This window comes from Ralstonia sp. TCR112 (genome assembly GCF_007997035.1).
GTDB classification, from domain to species: Bacteria; Pseudomonadota; Gammaproteobacteria; order Burkholderiales; family Burkholderiaceae; genus Ralstonia; species Ralstonia edaphi.
This window is the reverse complement of the sequence record NZ_VOSS01000001.1, coordinates 42,108-59,228: the sequence shown is the minus strand read 5'-3', so window position 1 is coordinate 59,228 and position 17,121 is coordinate 42,108. Positions and strand designations below refer to the sequence as shown.

Sequence of the window (17,121 nt, the reverse complement as noted above, 5' to 3'; positions counted from 1 at the left end):
TTAGCGACGCACGCGCCGCAGTTCGTCGACGATCAGCAGCACCGCGCCGATGGTGATGCCGCAGTCCGCCACGTTGAAGGCCGCCAGTGGTAGTTGTGCAGGTAGAAGTCGAGGAAGTCCACCACGTGGCCGTAGAGGACGCGGTCGATCACGTTGCCCAGCGCGCCGCCCAGAATCAGCGCCAGCGCAAAGCAGAACATCTTCTGCCCGCTGTGCCGCTTGAGCAGCCACACGATGAACAATGCAGCCGCCACGCCCAGCCCCGTGAAGAACCAGCGTTGCCAGCCGCCCGCCGCCGCCAGGAACGAAAACGCCGCCCCCTTGTTATAGGCGAGCACCAGGTTGAAGAACCCCGTGACCGGGCGTGACTCGCCGTACGTGAAGGTCTTGAGGACGGCGATCTTGGTCAACTGATCCAGCAGGATCCAGATGACGGCCAAGCCCAGCCAGGGGCCCACGCCATGACCGCCGCCGCTCTTTTTCATTCCGATCGATTTGCTCTTGCCGTTGTTGCGAGTGGCCATCAGGCAGCGCTCCGTTGTTCACCGGCGCCGAACAGGTTGTCGGTGCAGCGCTTGCAGAGGGTCGGGTGGGCGTGGTCGTGGCCGACGTCGGCGCGGTAGTGCCAGCAGCGCTCGCACTTGGCGTGCGTCGACGGCACCACGGTGATGAGCAGGTCGCCGCCTTCCGGGGCGCGTTCCAGCTTCGCCGCCGACGTGATCAGCACGAAGCGCAGGTCGTCGCCGAGGCTGGCCAGTGCGTCATGCACCGATTCGCCCGCCGACACCGTGACTTCCGCCTGCAGGGACGAGCCGATCTTGCCATCGATGCGCAGGGCTTCGAGTTGCTTGGTCACTTCGCCGCGCACGTTGCGGATGGCGGCCCACTTCTCCAGCAGCGCGCTGGCGCCTTGCGGTACCGGAGCGTCGTAGTAGGTGCTGGTGAAGATGGTGTCGGTGTGCTCGGTGCCGTGTGCGAAGACCTGCCATGCCTCTTCGGCCGTGAACGAGAGGAACGGCGCCATCCAGTGCAGCATGGCCTGGGTGATGTGATACAGCGCGTTCTGTGCCGAGCGGCGCGCCACGGAATCGGGCGCCGTGGTGTACAGGCGATCCTTCAGCACGTCGAGGTAGAAGCCGCCCAGATCTTCCGAGCAGAACGTCTGCAGCTTGGCGACGACCGGGTGGAATTCATAGACGTCGTAGTGCGACAGGACTTCCTTCTGCAGCGCATCCGTCAGCGCTACGGCATAGCGGTCGATTTCGAGCCATTGCTCGGTCGGCAGCGCGTGCTTGGCGTGGTCGTAGTCGGTCAGGTTGGCGAGCAGGAAGCGCAGCGTGTTGCGGATGCGGCGATAGCCTTCCACAACGCGCTTGAGAATTTCGTCCGAGATGGCGAGTTCGCCCGAGTAGTCGGTCGAGGCCACCCACAGGCGGATGATCTCGGCGCCCATCTTGTTGGCGATTTCCTGCGGCGCGATCGTGTTGCCGATCGACTTCGACATCTTCCGGCCTTCTCCGTCCACCGTGAAGCCGTGCGTGAGCAGGCCCTTGTACGGCGGCTTGCCGTACAGCATCGAAGCCGTCAGCAGCGACGAGTGGAACCAGCCGCGGTGCTGGTCGGAGCCTTCCAGGTACAGGTCGGCCAGGCGGCCGTCCGGCAGGTCGGCCGAAGCGTCGTACAGATCCGCCGCGTGCGAGCCGCGGATGACGTGCCAGTGCGTCGTGCCCGAGTCAAACCACACGTCGAGCGTGTCGCGGTTCTTCTCGTACATCTCAGCCTCGTCGCCGAGCAGCTCGCGCGGGTCGAGCGTCTGCCAGGCTTCGATGCCGCTCTGTTCGATGCGCTGCGCGACCTGTTCCAGCAGCTCAGGCGTGCGCGGGTGCAGCGCGCCGGTTTCCTTGTGCACGAAGAAGGCCATCGGCACGCCCCATTGGCGCTGGCGCGACAGCGTCCAGTCCGGGCGGTTGGCGATCATGTTGTGCAGGCGCTGCTTGCCCCACGACGGGTAGAACGCGGTGGCGTCGATGCCGGCCAGCGCCGTTTCGCGCAGCGTGGCGTTGCCGTCGTTGGGCTGCACGTCCATCCCCGCAAACCACTGCGACGTGGCGCGATAGATGATCGGCGTCTTGTGGCGCCAGCAGTGCATGTAGCTGTGCGCGTACTTGTGCGCATCGAACAGGTTGCCCGAGTCGCGCAGCACCTCGACGATCTTCGGATTGGCATCCCAGATCATCTGGCCGCCGAACAGCGGCAGCGTCGATGCGTACACGCCGTTGCCCATCACCGGGTTGATGATTTCCGAGTCGGGCATGCCGTGCGACTTGCACGACTGGAAGTCTTCCACGCCGTAGGCGGGTGCGGAGTGGACGATGCCGGTGCCGGTGTCGATGGTCACGTAGTCGCCCAGGTAGACGGGCGAGGTGCGGTCATAGCCCGCGTCCATCTTCGCGAGCGGATGGTGGAAGCGCACGCCCGACAGCGCCGCACCTTCGCACGTGGCCAGCACGGTGCCTTCGAGCTTCCAGTTCTGCAGGCAGGCCTCGACGCGCTCCTTGGCGACGATCAGCAGCCCGCGCGGCGTGTCGACCAGCGCGTATTCGATTTCCGGGTGCAGGTTCAGCGCCTGGTTGGAAGGGATCGTCCACGGCGTGGTGGTCCAGATCACGATCCAGCCCGGCTTGGCCTTGAGCACATCGACGCCGACGTGGAAGGCGCTCGCCAGTGCGTCGATGTCGGCAAACGGGAAGCCGACGTCGATCGACAGGTCGGTGCGATCCGCGTATTCGACTTCCGCCTCAGCCAATGCCGAGCCGCAGTCGAAGCACCAGTTGACGGGCTTCAGGCCGCGGAAGACGTAGCCCTTCTCCAGGATCTTGCCCAGCGCGCGCACTTCATCCGCTTCGTTGCGGAAGTTCATGGTCAGGTACGGATCGGCCCAATCGCCCAGCACGCCCAGGCGTTCGAAATCCGCCTTCTGGCGTGCGATCTGGCCGGTGGCGTAGGCACGCGCCTTCTCTTGCACTTCCTTGACCGGCAAGCCCTTGCCAAATTGCTTTTCGATCTGGATTTCGATCGGCATGCCGTGGCAATCCCAGCCCGGCACGTAGACGGCGTCCAGGCCGGTCAGGCCGCGCGCCTTGATCACCATGTCCTTGAGGATCTTGTTGACCGCGTGGCCGATGTGCAGATCGCCGTTGGCATACGGCGGGCCGTCGTGAAGGATGAACTTCTTCGCGCCTTTACGCGCGGCACGGATCTTCTTGTAGAGCTGCTTGTCCTGCCATTGCTTGACCCACAGCGGCTCGCGCTTGGGCAGGTCGCCGCGCATGGGGAAGGGCGTGTCCAGCAGGTTGACCGGGTACTTGCTCTTCTCCGGCGTAGGCTTCTTGGAATCGGACATGGTGTGATGTGGGGCAGATTCGGGCAATTCGGGTGGGTGCAGGCGCGGCTGACAGTGCAGGACGCGCGTGCGCAGCGTGTGGCTTCTGGGCGGCGAACGTGTCGGCCGCCTACTGAATTCGGTCGGTGGCGGAGGTGGCGAAGTCGCGCCGAAGCGTTGGCGACTCGCCGGCCGGCGGAACGGGCAGGCCGAAGAACTGCCGCGCGTGAACGCAGTCCTGCGCGATGGCGTCCTTCAGCGCATCGAGCGAATCGTAGCGAGCCTCGTCGCGCAGCTTCTTCATGAATTCCACGCGGACCAGCTTGCCGTAGACGCTGGCGTTGTAATCGAAGACATGCACTTCCAGCAGCACGCGGCCGGAGTCGTCCACCGTCGGGCGTACGCCAATGCTGGCGACAGCCGGCAGCGGCTTTTCGGCCAGCCCGTGCACCTGCACGACAAAGATGCCGGCCACTGCGGGCTTGCGATGCGAAATGCGCAGATTCAGCGTTGGGAAGCCCAGGGAGCGGCCGAGCTTTTGCCCATGCACCACGTGCCCGCTGATGGCATAACCGTGACCGAGCAGGCGGCGGGCATGTTCGAGGTCGCCCGCGGCCAGCGCCTCGCGCACGGCCGAGCTGGAGATGCGGATGCCGGATTCCGACACCGAGCCCATCTGCTCGACTTCAAAGCCGAACTGCGCGCCGGCGGCTTGCAGGTAGGTGAAATCTCCGGCGCGCTTGGCGCCAAAGCGGAAGTCATCGCCCACCAGCAGCCAGCGCGCGTGGAGACCATCCACCAGCACATTGCGGACGAATTCATCGGGCGTTTGGCCGGCAAAATGCGCGTTGAAATGCTCCACCACCACGCGGTCGACGCCCTGGCGGCGCAGGCTTTCCAGCTTGTCGCGCAGCAGCGCGATGCGCGTGGGCGCGCGGTCCGGCATGAAGAATTCGCGCGGATGCGGTTCGAACGTCATCACCGTGAGCGGCAATCCGCGTGCGTCGGCCGCCGCGCGTGCGCGGGCCAGCAGAGACTGGTGCCCGCGGTGCACGCCGTCGAAGTTGCCGATGGTCAACGCGCAGGGCGCGCGACTTTCGGCATTGGGCAGGCCGCGAAAGACTTTCACGAGAAGCGTCGGTGGTCGAGGAAAGGAGGAGTGCGTTTTTGTGCCGGATGGGCTGACAGCCAGCCAAAATCCAGCAAAACGCACATTATATAAGGGATTGCCCCATCCCCGGCGGGTCAAGGGAGGATGAACCTGGGTGTTGCACAATCGTCCGAACGATGCGCCCGCGCGGTTCATGCTTGCGGCACAATCCGGTATCCAGTTTCTTGCCGACATCTCCTTGAACGCCTCGCTGCGCCTTTTCTTCGCCAAGTTCGGGCTTGCCAGCCGCGCGCCGCTTGAACTGGACGCCCGAGCCAAGCTGCTCGCCGCCGTGCATCGCGGGGCGCCCATGGGGATTGCCGCCTCCGTTGTCCTGCCTGCTTTGACGGTCGCCGCGTTCTGGGACGCCTCGAACCGCCCGGTGCTGCTGGGCTGGTGCCTGATCATGCTGTGCCTGACGGCGTCGGGCCTGCGCTTCTATTTCGGCTACCGCTACGACCTGACCCGCATGACGCTGGCCGCGCACACCCGCAAGTGGTGGACGGGCATGCACGTCATGTCGGCGGTGGGCGGGGTGGCGTGGGGCTGTTCGGCGGGGCTGTATCTGATGTCGCCGTCGCTGGAGTTCAGCAGCCTGCTGATGATCGTGATCATCGGTGTGGCGGCGGCGGCGGTGTTGTCGCAGGCGCCGGTGCCGTCCAGTTTGCTGATCCTCGGGACGGGCATCCTGGCGCCGCACTTTGTGCTGGCCGAGCAGGCGTTTCCGGGGCACGGGCTGTATTTGCGGGGCGTGCTGCTGTTCTTTGCGGCGCTGCTGACTCGGCATGCCGTGAACATCCACAACACGCTGGTGCGCGAAATCCAGCTTGAGAACGAGAGCCGCCAGCTCGCGCGCCGCTACCAGGATGAAAAGCAGCGCGCATTGTCGGCGTCGGAAGAAAAATCGCGCTTCCTCGCCGCGGCCAGCCACGACTTGCGCCAGCCGGTGCACGCGATCGTGCTGCTGGTGGAGGCGCTGCGGGCGCGCAACCAGTCGGAATCCTTGGCGCCGCTCGTGGAGCAACTCGCTTCGGGTGCTGCGACCATCGATTTGCTGTTCCGCTCGCTGCTGGACCTGTCCAAGCTGGAGAGCCGCAAGACCTCGCCGACGCTGGAGCCGGTGGATCTGGGCGAGGTCATCACCGAAGTGGTTCAGCAGTTCATGCCGGATGCGCGCGCCAAGGGCCTGACGCTCGCGGCGCGTATTCCGCCGCTGCCCGTGTTCGGGATGGCCGAGCCGGTGCTGCTGCGTCGGGCGCTGTTCAACCTCCTGCAGAACGCGCTGCGCTATACCGAGCGCGGCGGCGTGATGGTGGCGCTGCGCGTGCGCCAGAAGCATCTGCGGATCGAGGTCTGGGATACCGGCATCGGCATCGCGCCGGAGCACCAGAAAGACATCTTCTCGACGTATTACCAGGTCGAAAACCCCGAGCGCGATCCGAGCCAGGGTCTGGGTTTGGGCCTGTCGATCTACAAGGAATGTGTGCGTCTGCTGCGCGGCACGTTTGGCGTGCGCTCGGTACCGGGGCGCGGCTCGATGTTCTGGATGGCGCTGCGGCCCGTGCCCGCCGAGATCAAGGCGCCGCTGGCGACGCAGCCGCGCGCCGAGCAGAAGCGCGCCGTGCTCGACCAGCCGCGGTTCTCTGGCGTGGTGCTGGTGGTCGATGACGACCCGCAGATCCGCAAGGCTTGGCACGCGCTGCTCGAAGCCTGGGGCGTCGAAGTCCATAGCGCCGCAGATGGCCGTTCCGCCGAGCAACTGCTCGCGCGCGGCATCCGTCCGCAGATCATCTTCTGCGACTTGCGCCTGCCCGGCGAGGAAGACGGCCTGCAATTGCTCGAGCGCTGGCAGGTCAGCCACCCCGATGCCCACGCCGTGCTGCTGACCGGCGATCGCAACTCGGCCGCCCTGGCGCGCGCCGAAGAAGCCGGCTATCTGCTGCTGGCCAAGCCGATGGACCCGAACATGCTGCGCGTGCTGCTCAAGCGCTGGCTGCGCGGCCGCTCGGCCGAGCCCCAGGTCGCTTACTGATACGGACGGGAATGTAAAACGGCGCCGTCGATGGCGGCGCCGTGATGGTCAGGCCAAGCGTGCAGATCAGGCCGCGCCTGTCAGGCGGAAGCGCTCCATGCGCGAGATGATCTGGATGCGCGTGCGCACGCCGAGCCGCTGCAAAATCGCCGAGACGTGCTCTTTGACGGTGTTTTCGGTCAGGCCCAACTGGCGTGCAATCGACTTGTTTGGCAGACCTTCGAGCAGCAGTGCCAGCACCGAGCCCTGACGCGGCGTCAGCCCCAGTTCCGCCGGCGTGATGGGGATGCCGTGCGAGGCGCCGCCCTTGCCGTTCGTGCCGCCCATATCGTCTTCCGACGGGAAGGATGCATCGCCGCCAAAGATGCCGGCGACTGCCTTGGAGAAGGCATGCGCATCGGCGTGCTTGCCGATGAAGCCGATGGCGCCCAGCGCTTGGGCCTTGGCGACGATTTCCGGCGTGTTTTCCGCCGACATGAAGGCAAAGCGCGCTTCCGGCAGTTTGCCGCGCAGCTCGCGCATGGCGTCGAAGCCGGTGCAGTCGGACAGCCACACGTCCAGCAGCACAACGTCCGGCCGGACGCCTTCTTCCACCAGCGCAAGCGCCTGGCGCCGGCCAATGGCCGCGTGCACCTGAACTTCAGGCAAGGCGTGTGCAAGAAACGTGGTCGTGCCAGACAAGGCGAGAGGGTGGTCGTCGACCACCAGCAGGCTACGCAGCGAGCTCGTCATTCTTATTCCCCGGTGAGGGCACTGCCCTCTTGTTGTTGTACGCGTGTCGACCCGGCGCGGGCGATGGCCGACGGGCCGGGCGTCTCACCCGGTGCCGATCGACCGTCACGGTATCGTCCGCACGATGTTGCAGCGCACGATGAACGGACGCTGGATGCGCGTCGGATCACCGCTGGCTGCCCACCCGACCCCTCGGGAGCGCGGACAATTATGGCGCTGAGATTATCAGAGCGCGCCAAAGCACGCCAACGGTTGCCCCTTCCTTTTATCGGCGCGACTGGGTTTTTTCCGGCACGCGTCGGCAAAATGCCACGGTGGCTGCAAAAGCGCCCGCGGCATGGCCGCGCAGGCGTCACACCCGATTTTCTCGGGGAACTCCGGCGCACTTGATAAAATGCCGCGATGAAAAACATCGTCATTCTCATTTCCGGACGCGGCTCCAATATGGAAGCCATTGTCCGCGCCTGTCAGGCAGAAGGTTGGTCGGGACGCATTGCCGCCGTCATTTCTAATCGGCCCGATGCGGCAGGACTTAAATTTGCCGCGTCGCACGGCATTGCCACCGCGGTGGTCGACCACAAGGCTTTCCCCGATCGCGACAGCTTCGACGCCGCCCTGGCGCAGGTGATCGACGGCTTTTCGCCTGATCTGGTGGTGCTGGCCGGCTTCATGCGCATCCTTACGCCCGGCTTTGTAAAGCGCTACGCGGGCCGCATGCTGAACATTCACCCGTCGCTGCTGCCGTGCTTCCCCGGTTTGCATACGCACGAGGCCGCGCTGGCCATGGGCGTGAAGGCGCACGGCGCCACGGTGCATTTTGTTACCGCTGACCTGGACCACGGCCCGATCGTGCTGCAGGCCATCATTGACGTGCGTCAGAACGACACGCCAGATTCGCTGGCCGGGCGGCTGCTGGCGCAGGAACACACGATTTACCCCCGTGCCGTGCGCTGGTTCGTGGAAGGGCGGTTGTCGGTCGAAGACGGTGTGGTGCGCGTCTCGCCGGACGAATCGCAGCTTGTCATTGGCGTCAACGCCCGGGAGGCAGCATGAGCCAGGATCGTCAGCGTTCGCGCGGCAACGGAAACGGCGGATCGGGCAACAAGCGCGCGGGTTCCGGTGGCGGTGGCTGGTATCGGGCGCCCCAGGGCAAGCCCGCGCCGCGCAGCGCTCCGCGTCCCCGCACGGGCGTGCATGGCAGCCATCTGGAGCACCTCGACAAGGTGCTTGCGCGCCTGCTGCACTTTGCGGCGCCCGCCGACATGGTGGTCAGCCAGTACTTTCGCGAGCACCACGAACTGGGCCACCGCGAGCGCGGCATCATCGCCGAAGCGGCGTTTGCCGTGCTGCGCCGAAAAGTGGAGTTCGGCCAGTTTGCCGAGAGCGGCACCGGCCCGGCGCGCCGTCGCCTCGTGCTGCTCGGCTTGTTGCAGACTGCCGGACGCGAGGCCATTGCCCCGTTCCTGAACCCGGCCGAAGCAGAATGGCTCGACCGCTGGGAAAACCGCGACCGCGCCGCGCTGGCGGCCCGCGTGCGCGCCAATCTGCCCGACTGGCTGTTCGACGCGCTGGTTGCCCAGCACGGTGCCGAGTTCACCGAAGCGCTGGCGCAAGCGTGGTTGACGCCAGCGCCGCTGGATCTGCGCGTGAACACGCTCAAGGGCGAGCGCGACGCCGTGCTCGCCACGCTGGCCGAAGCGGGCATTGAAGGCGCTGCGGCGCCGCTCTCGCCAGTGGGCATCCGCCTGGCGGGCAAGCCGGCGCTGAACAAGCTCGACATCTTCACCAACGGCACGGTCGAGGTGCAGGACGAGGGCAGCCAACTGCTGTGCCAATTGCTGGCGCCCAAGCGCGGCGAGATGGTGGTCGATTTCTGCGCCGGGGCCGGCGGCAAGACCCTGGCGATTGGCGCAGCAATGCGCTCGACGGGGCGCCTGTATGCCTTTGACGTATCGGAAAAGCGCTTGTCGAACCTCGGCCCGCGCTTGGCGCGCAGCGGCCTGTCAAACGTGCATCCGAGCCGTATCGACAGCGAGCACGATGCCAAAGTCAAGCGCCTGGCGGGCAAGATTGATCGCGTGCTGGTCGATGCGCCGTGCAGCGGCTTGGGCACGCTGCGCCGCAATCCGGACCTGAAGTGGCGCCAGTCTGCGCAGGCCGTCGAGGAAATGTCGGCCAAGCAGCTGTCGATCCTGACATCGGCGGCGCGGCTGTTGAAGGCGGGTGGCCGCCTCGTCTACGCGACTTGCAGCGTCCTGGCGCGCGAGAACCAGCAGGTGGTGGAGCAGTTCCTGGCCGCGCATGAGGACTTCGTGCTCGTGCCCGCCGGTGAAGTGCTGGCCGCGCAGAAGATCGCGCTGGAAATGGGGCCCTACCTCGAGCTGTATCCGCACACGCACCAGACCGACGGCTTCTTCGCGGCCGTGCTGGAGCGCCGCGCATGATGGTGCGCCGCTTGAGTTGGCTGCTGGCCGCATGGCTGTTGTTTGCCGCAGGTGGCGTGGCTCAGGCCCGCAGCGCGCCGCCGGTGCAGCCGGCCAAGGGCACGGTGCAGGCCGCGTTCACGCCCGACGACGACATCGAAGGGTTGTTGGCCGATGCCATCGACCAGGCTCGCGAGCAGGTGCTGGTGCAGGCGTATCTGCTGTCGAACAAGGCGATTACCCGTGCACTGCTGGCGGCGCATCAGCGTGGCGTGGATGTGCGCGTGCTGGCTGACCGCGAGCAGATGACGCGCTCCGGCGGCAGCCGCGTGCCCGAGGTCGCCAATGCGGGCATCCCCGTCTGGCTGGAGGTGCGCTACAAGAATGCACACAACAAGGTCATCGTGATCGACCCGCGGGGTGCGCATCCGGTGTTGGTCACCGGCAGCTTCAACTTCACGCAGACTGCGCAGCGCGGCAATGCCGAGAACGTACTGATCGTGCGCGGCGACGCCGATCTCGCCCAGCGCTATGCCGCCAACTGGCAGAAGCATGCGGGTGACGCGTTGCCCTATCGGACCCAGTAAGGGTTCGCAATCACCCGTCAACCCAATGAACGGATTGCCGCTGAACCTGAACCACATCGCGCTGGGCCACATGCTCGACGACATCGTGTCCGATCTCGGTGGCCCGCGCTTCATCTGGCAGCTGGGCGTGCTGGTGCTGGTGCTCGTTGCCGCCTGGCTGGTTGCACGCCCGATTTCGCGGCGCCTGCATGCAGCGCATGTGAACGAGACGTTCGCCCTGCGTTTTGCCTGGTCGAGCCTCGAGCGGGCGATGTTCCCGCTGATCGGCTGGCTGCTGGTGGTGGGCGCGCGCTATGCCCTGGTCGGCACCATGCCGATCAGCGTGTTCCGGCTGGCCGCGGTGCCGCTGTTTGGCCTGGCGATCCTGTATCTCGGCTTCTACGTATTGCGCCGCGTGCTGTCGGCCAATGGCGAGCTGCATGGCATGCTGGTCGTTGCGGAGCGCGTGCTGACCACGCTGATGTGGATCGGCATGGTGCTCTACGTGCTGGGCGTGCTCGGCGATGTGGTGGATTACCTCGACGGCATCCGTTTTGCGCTGGGCGGCAAGCAGAAGGTGAGCCTGGCGGCCATGCTGATGGGCGTGGTGTGGATTCTCGTCACCGTGTTGGTGGCGATGTGGTTCGGCTCGTGGCTGGACAGCCGCATCACGCGTGCTTCGGCCATTGATGCCAACCTGAAGGTGGTGCTGTCGCGCGTGACCAAGGCGGTGCTGCTGCTGGTGTCGCTGCTGCTCAGCCTGTCGCTGGTGGGCATCGACCTGACGGTGCTGTCGGTGTTTGGCGGCGCGCTTGGCGTCGGCCTGGGCTTCGGCCTGCAGAAGATCGCCAGCAATTACGTCTCGGGCTTCATCATCCTGCTGGAGCGCTCGCTCAAGCTGGGCGATCAGATCACGGTCAGCACGTACACCGGCATCGTTACGCAGATCCGCACTCGCTACACCGTCGTGCGCAACGGCGATGGCGATACGCTTGTCCCCAACGAACTGATGGTCGCGCAGGCCGTGCAGAACCACAACGAGCGCGGCACCGTGCGCGTGGCGGTGCGCGTCCAGGCATCGTATGCCGCCGACCCGGAAGCCGTGCTGGCGCTGCTGGTGCAATGCGCCGAGAGCATCCCGCGTGTTCTTCCCGAGCCGGCGCCCGCCGCGTTCATGGCCCTCTTTGCCGACAGCGGCATCGAGTACGAACTCGGCGTGTGGATCGGCGATCCGCACAACGGCAAGCTTGGCGTGCAGTCCGACCTGAACCGGGCGATCTATCGCCGCTTCAAGGAGGCGGGTATCGACATTCCGTATCCCCAGCGCGAAGTGCGTGTCCTCGGGTCGCTGGCCTTGCAGGGCGCGTCAGGCACTTCAGGTGATGCGGCAGCCGCATTTGGCTCCTCCGTGCCCGCCTAACATATCTGCAGGGGGAACGGGGCGCCCTTGTCTGAGGTCAAATCGGCGGTTTTCCCCCATGGAATAGAGGGGCTATTCGGTTAAAATGCTGAATGCTCCCTCGCAGGATCAGACGGCCCCTCGCAAAGGCATAGCACTTGCGACAAGGCGCCGCGAATACCTTGTATTGCGCTGGGGCGGAGGTCATATAAGCGGCGGCCGAAAGCTCGCCGATGTGACGCGCAAGTCGGGTGCCAGCACCCGAGTCCCCGCCAACCCGACCCCATTGTCGTAACGCTGCGACAGCGGATGGCCTTAAGAGGCAACCAAGTCTGGTTTATGGACCAAGGGTTGCTTTGATCACCCGAGTTGACCACGGAGAACACTTTGATCGACTCCTTTCTGACTTTCCTTGCTAACGGCACCCTGGATTGGGCCTGGTGGCAAGTTCTGATTTTCACGCTGGTGATGACGCACATCACGATCGCCAGCGTCACGATTTTTCTGCACCGCTGTCAGGCGCACCGGGCGCTGGACGTGCATCCCATCGCCGGACACTTCTTCCGTTTCTGGCTGTGGCTGACGACGGGCATGGTCACCAAGGAATGGACCGCCATTCACCGCAAGCACCACGCCAAGTGCGAAACCGAAGATGATCCGCACAGCCCGCAGACCCGGGGCATCCGCAAGGTGCTGATGGAAGGCGCAGAGCTGTATCGCGCCGAGGCCAAGAACAAGGAAACGATCCAGAAGTTCGGCCACGGTACGCCGGACGATTGGGTCGAGAGGAACGTGTATTCGAAGTTCACGTGGCAAGGCGTCGGTCTGATGCTGATCCTCGACGTGCTGATGTTCGGTGCGCTCGGCCTGACGGTGTGGGCCGTGCAGATGCTGTGGATTCCGATCCACGCTGCCGGCATCATCAACGGTCTGGGCCACTTCTGGGGCTACCGCAACTTCGACTGCGAAGACGCTTCGACGAACGTGTCGCCGTGGGGCATCATCATCGGCGGCGAAGAGCTGCACAACAACCACCACACGTACGCCACGTCGGCCAAGTTCTCGGTCAAGTGGTATGAGTTCGACATCGGCTGGGGCTACATCCGCGCGCTCGAAATCGTCGGTTTGGCGAAGGTCAAGAAGGTGGCGCCCAAGGCCCGCTTTGGCGACGTGAAGCCGGTCGACCAAAACACGCTGGAAGCCATCATCGCAAACCGCTACGACGTGATGGCCCGCTACGCCAAGACCGTCAAGGCGGCCTATCGCCAAGAGCTGGCCAAGCTGAAGGATTCGCGCGCTGTCGAGTACCGCGCGCTGAAGCCCGCCCGCAAGTGGTTCCACCGCGACGAGACCAAGCTGGGCGCGCCGCAGCGCGAGCAGCTCTCGCAAATCGTGTCGGACCACTCGGCGCTGCACACCTTCGTTGAGATGCGCCGCGAGCTTGGCGCCCTCTGGGGCCGTTCGAACGCCACGCGCGAGCAGCTGCTGCATCAGCTGCAAGAGTGGTGCAAGCGTGCCGAGGAAAGCGGCATCCACGCGCTGCAGGAATTCGCTGTTCGCCTGCGCCGCTACGCCTGAGTTTCTTGTTTCATAGGTGAAGCCCCGCTCCGCAGCGGGGCTTTTCTTTTGGGTAAACTGCCCCAACTCACATTTTTAACAAGCCGCGACAATGTATCGCGGTGCCAGTCCTCCTCACACGCTGTCCGTTTCATTGCCGCGCCAGCTTCTTGGCGCCTTCATAGCGCGAATGGACGCGGAGACCACCATGGAAACCCACATCAAGACGGTTGAATTCGAGCGCCCGGATATGCTTTCCGAGGCGCAATCCGGCGCAAGCTGCGTCGCCCACGCCTGGGCCAAGGTGCCGCCGGTGCTGTCGCGCGAGGAACGCGACGACCTGAAAGCCCGCATCAAGCGCCTGCTCAAGGAGCGCGAGGCCGTGTTGGTTGCGCACTACTACGTTGACGCCGACCTGCAGGACTTGGCCGAAGAAACCGGTGGCTGCGTATCCGATTCGCTGGAAATGGCGCGCTTTGGCCGTGATCATTCGGCCAAGACATTGGTCGTGGCGGGCGTGCGCTTCATGGGCGAGACCGCCAAGATTCTGAGCCCCGAAAAGACCGTGCTGATGCCGGATCTCGATGCGACGTGCTCGCTGGATCTGGGTTGCCCGCCGGATGAGTTCGCTGCCTTCTGCGATGCGCATCCGGATCGCACCGTGGTCGTCTATGCCAATACCAGCGCCGCCGTGAAGGCGCGCGCCGACTGGATGGTGACCTCGTCCATTGGCCTGAAGATCGTGCAGCACCTGCACGCCCAGGGAAAGAAGATCCTGTGGGCACCGGATCGCCACCTCGGCAGCTACATTCAGAAGCAGACCGGTGCCGACATGCTGATGTGGCAGGGCTCGTGCCTGGTGCACGACGAATTCAAGGGCGTCGAGCTTGACCTGCTGCGTGCCGAACACCCGAACGCGAAGATTCTCGTGCATCCGGAATCGCCGGAATCGGTGGTGGCGCAGGCTGATGTGGTGGGTTCGACTTCGCAACTGATTGCCGCGGCGCAGTCGTTGTCGGCGCAGGAATTCATCGTCGCGACCGACAACGGCATCCTGCACAAGATGCGGATGGCCGCCCCGGGCAAGCGCTTCATCGAGGCCCCGACGGCTGGTAACGCTGCCACGTGCAAGAGCTGCGCGCATTGCCCGTGGATGGCGATGAACGCGCTGACCAATCTGGCAGAGGTGCTGGAAACGGGTCGCAACGAAATCCACGTCGATCCGGCCATCGGGCAGCAAGCCGTGGTCTGCATCGACCGCATGCTCGACTTTGCCGCGCGCGAGAAAGCCGCGGTTCGCCCGCAAGGCGACCTGGCCGCCAACGCACAACTCTTTCAAGGAATCGGCCCGGCATGACGGCAACACAGATGAACACGACAAGTCTTGCCCCTTCGGCTGAGGCAATTTTCGATAGTTTTGGTCCGGCGCTGCGCGAGGCGTTGTCCGCCAACGTGGCCGCAGCCATTGCAGAGGACGTCGGCACGGGCGACCGCACCGGCTTGCTGATCCCTGCCGATCGCCATGCGCGGGCGCGGGTGATCGTCCGAGAGGATGCTGTGCTGTGCGGCACGCCCTGGTTTGACGCGTGCATGCGGGCCGTTGATCCGACGCTGCGCGTTACGTGGCGCCAGCACGAAGGCGACCGCATGGCGCCCAATTCGGTGGTGTGCGAGATCGAAGGCCCGGCGCGCTCGCTACTGACGGCCGAGCGCCCGTCGCTGAACTTTCTGCAATTGCTTTCCGGTGTGGCGACAACGACGTCGCGTTACGCCGAGGTCATTGCCGGCACGCGCGCCCGCGTGCTCGACACGCGCAAGACGCTGCCGGGGCTGCGCCTGGCGCAGAAGTACGCCGTGCGGATCGGTGGCGGTGAGAATCAACGCCTGGCGTTGTACGACGGCATCCTGATCAAGGAAAACCATATCGCTGCGGCAGGTGGTGTGACGGCGGCCCTGCGCGCGGCGCAGGCGTTGAATGCCGGCGTGACGATCCAGGTTGAGGTGGAAACGCTCGCGCAGCTGGATGAGGCGCTGGCGGCCGGTGCCACGTCCGTGCTGCTCGACAATTTCGAGCCGGCTGCGATGCGCGAGGCTGTGCGCGTGACCGCGGGGAGGGCGCTGCTGGAGGTGTCTGGCGGCGTGAATATCGAGACGATCCGCACCTTTGCCGAGACGGGCGTAGACCGCATCTCCGTCGGCGCGCTCACGAAAGACGTGCGCGCAACCGACTTCTCTTTGCGGATCGTCGACTAAGCCCAGGCCTCAGCGTTTCCGGGCGATTTGCCGATGGGTCGGCTGCATGACCGTCGGCAGCGCCTTGGGAAGCGTTTCGGGGTAGTCGCGCGAGAAATGCAGGCCGCGACTCTCATGCCGTGACAGCGCGCTGTCGACGATCAGCGAGGCAGCCTCGACGAGGTTGCGCAATTCCAGCAGATCGTGGCTCACGCGGAAGTTGGCGTAGTACTCCGTAATTTCTTCGCGCAACAGGGCAATGCGGTGCTGCGCGCGCTCAAGCCGCTTGTTCGTGCGCACGATGCCGACGTAGTTCCACATCATGCGGCGCAGTTCGTCCCAGTTGTGCGAGACGACGACTTCCTCATCGGGATCGGTCACGCGGCTTTCGTCCCATGCGGGAATCTGCACCGACGTTGGGCCGGAGGCCGGTTGCGCGAGGATGTCTTCCGCCGCGCCGCGCCCGATCACCATGCATTCGAGCAACGAATTGCTCGCTAGGCGGTTGGCGCCGTGCAGGCCGGTGTAAGCCGTCTCGCCGACGGCGTACAGGCCAGCGATATCCGTGCGGCCAAGATGGTCCGTCACCACGCCGCCGCACGTGTAGTGCGCTGCCGGCACGACCGGAATCGGTTGGCGCGTGATGTCGATGCCAAGCTCCAGGCAGCGCGCCATGATGGTCGGGAAATGTTCCTTGAGGAACGCCGGGCTCTGATGGCTGATATCGAGATAGACGCAGTCCAGGCCGCGCTTCTTCATCTCAAAGTCGATGGCGCGGGCGACGATATCGCGCGGCGCCAACTCCGCTCGCTCATCGTGCGCAGGCATGAAGCGCGTGCCGTCGGGCAGGATCAGCTTGCCGCCTTCGCCGCGCACAGCTTCGGTAATCAGGAAGGACTTCGCGAACGGGTGGTACAGGCACGTGGGGTGGAACTGGATGAACTCCATGTTCGCCACACGGCAGCCCGCGCGCCATGCCATGGCGATGCCGTCGCCGCTGGCCGTGTCCGGATTCGTCGTATAGAGATAGACCTTGCCCGCACCGCCCGTGGCCATCACGGTTTGGCTCGCGGTAATCGTCTTGACGTGGCCTGACGCAATGTCGAGTGCGTAGAGGCCATGGCAGCGCATGCCGGGCAGGCCCAGCTTCGCGTCGGTAATCAGGTCGATCGCGAAATGGTCTTCCAGCAGCGTGATGTTCGGGTGATTGCGCACCTTCTCAACCAGCGTCGTGACCACGGCATGGCCGGTGGCATCGGCGGCGTGGATGATGCGTCGATGGCGATGGCCGCCTTCACGCGTCAGGTGGAAGCCGAGTTCGGCCTGCTCGTCGCGCGTAAAAGGCACGCCATGGCCAATCAGCCATTCAATGGCAGCGCGGCCGTTTTCGACGATGTAGCGCGTAGCGGCCTCATCGCACAGTCCTGCCCCGGCAATGAGCGTGTCGTCGACGTGCTCGTCATGGCTGTCACCTGAATCGAGCACTGCGGCAATGCCGCCCTGTGCCCAATCGCTGGCGCCTTCCGGCAGGCTGCGTTTGCTGATGACGACCACGCGACGGTGATCGGCTAGGTGCAGGGCGACGGTCAGGCCCGCCAAGCCGCTGCCAACAACGGCAACATCGAAATTCATGGAAGACGCGGGATGC

At 65.1% G+C, this 17,121-nt stretch carries 12 protein-coding genes and 1 pseudogene; 8 read left to right on the top strand and 5 right to left on the bottom strand.

Going from position 1 to position 17,121, the window contains the following annotated elements; genetic code table 11:
- From lspA to FUT88_RS00270, 3 genes and pseudogenes are all read right to left on the bottom strand, one after another.
- Window positions 1–524: pseudogene (lspA, locus tag FUT88_RS00280) on the bottom strand (signal peptidase II).
- Window positions 524–3,403, bottom strand: a complete 2,880-nt coding sequence (ileS, locus tag FUT88_RS00275) for an isoleucine--tRNA ligase (protein ID WP_147213333.1) — start codon at window positions 3,401–3,403, stop codon at window positions 524–526. The pseudogene lspA and the gene ileS overlap by 1 nt, the downstream one beginning before the upstream one ends.
- A 109-nt stretch (window positions 3,404–3,512) precedes the next feature.
- Window positions 3,513–4,511 (bottom strand): bifunctional riboflavin kinase/FAD synthetase, encoded by a 999-nt coding sequence (locus FUT88_RS00270; protein WP_045787515.1) that lies wholly within the window; start codon window positions 4,509–4,511, stop codon window positions 3,513–3,515.
- 220 nt (window positions 4,512–4,731) lie between these two features.
- On the opposite strand from FUT88_RS00270, the gene FUT88_RS00265 reads away from it, so the two are divergent.
- Window positions 4,732–6,564: a hybrid sensor histidine kinase/response regulator gene (locus FUT88_RS00265; protein ID WP_092973020.1), complete on the top strand. Its 1,833-nt coding sequence runs from the start codon at window positions 4,732–4,734 to the stop codon at window positions 6,562–6,564.
- 66 nt (window positions 6,565–6,630) lie between these two features.
- Here FUT88_RS00265 and FUT88_RS00260 read toward each other — a convergent pair whose 3' ends face one another.
- On the bottom strand, window positions 6,631–7,296 hold the full coding sequence (locus FUT88_RS00260) for a response regulator transcription factor (protein WP_027680729.1): 666 nt from the start codon (window positions 7,294–7,296) through the stop codon (window positions 6,631–6,633).
- A 402-nt stretch (window positions 7,297–7,698) separates the two neighbouring features.
- Between FUT88_RS00260 and purN the strand changes: the two genes are divergently transcribed.
- The 7 genes from purN (at window position 7,699) to nadC (ending at window position 15,494) form a co-directional block, all read left to right on the top strand.
- Window positions 7,699–8,349, top strand: coding sequence for a phosphoribosylglycinamide formyltransferase (purN, locus tag FUT88_RS00255; RefSeq protein WP_147213332.1), 651 nt, complete (start codon window positions 7,699–7,701; stop codon window positions 8,347–8,349).
- A complete protein-coding gene (locus FUT88_RS00250) occupies window positions 8,346–9,740 on the top strand; it encodes an RsmB/NOP family class I SAM-dependent RNA methyltransferase (RefSeq protein WP_147213331.1) in 1,395 nt (464 codons plus the stop codon). The genes purN and FUT88_RS00250 overlap by 4 nt, the downstream gene beginning before the upstream one ends.
- Window positions 9,737–10,306 carry a phospholipase D family protein gene (locus FUT88_RS00245; protein WP_147213330.1) on the top strand — a complete coding sequence of 190 codons (570 nt, stop codon included), beginning with the start codon at window positions 9,737–9,739 and terminating at the stop codon, window positions 10,304–10,306. Before FUT88_RS00250 ends, FUT88_RS00245 begins: the two co-directional genes overlap by 4 nt.
- 25 nt (window positions 10,307–10,331) lie before the next feature.
- Window positions 10,332–11,705: a mechanosensitive ion channel family protein gene (locus FUT88_RS00240; protein WP_147213329.1), complete on the top strand. Its 1,374-nt coding sequence runs from the start codon at window positions 10,332–10,334 to the stop codon at window positions 11,703–11,705.
- 366 nt (window positions 11,706–12,071) lie between these two features.
- Entirely contained in the window at window positions 12,072–13,262 is a 1,191-nt protein-coding gene (locus FUT88_RS00235) for an acyl-CoA desaturase (protein WP_147213328.1), read from the top strand.
- Window positions 13,263–13,449: 187 nt separating this feature from the next.
- Window positions 13,450–14,598: a quinolinate synthase NadA gene (gene nadA / locus FUT88_RS00230; RefSeq protein WP_147213327.1), complete on the top strand. Its 1,149-nt coding sequence runs from the start codon at window positions 13,450–13,452 to the stop codon at window positions 14,596–14,598.
- The gene (nadC, locus tag FUT88_RS00225; protein ID WP_147213326.1) at window positions 14,595–15,494 is read left to right on the top strand and encodes a carboxylating nicotinate-nucleotide diphosphorylase; all 900 of its coding nucleotides are present in this window, start codon (window positions 14,595–14,597) and stop codon (window positions 15,492–15,494) included. The genes nadA and nadC overlap by 4 nt, the downstream gene beginning before the upstream one ends.
- 9 nt (window positions 15,495–15,503) lie before the next feature.
- On the opposite strand, the gene nadB is transcribed toward nadC, so the two are convergent.
- The gene (nadB, locus tag FUT88_RS00220) at window positions 15,504–17,105 is read right to left on the bottom strand and encodes an L-aspartate oxidase (protein ID WP_147213325.1); all 1,602 of its coding nucleotides are present in this window, start codon (window positions 17,103–17,105) and stop codon (window positions 15,504–15,506) included.
- Window positions 17,106–17,121: the final 16 nt, after the last annotated feature.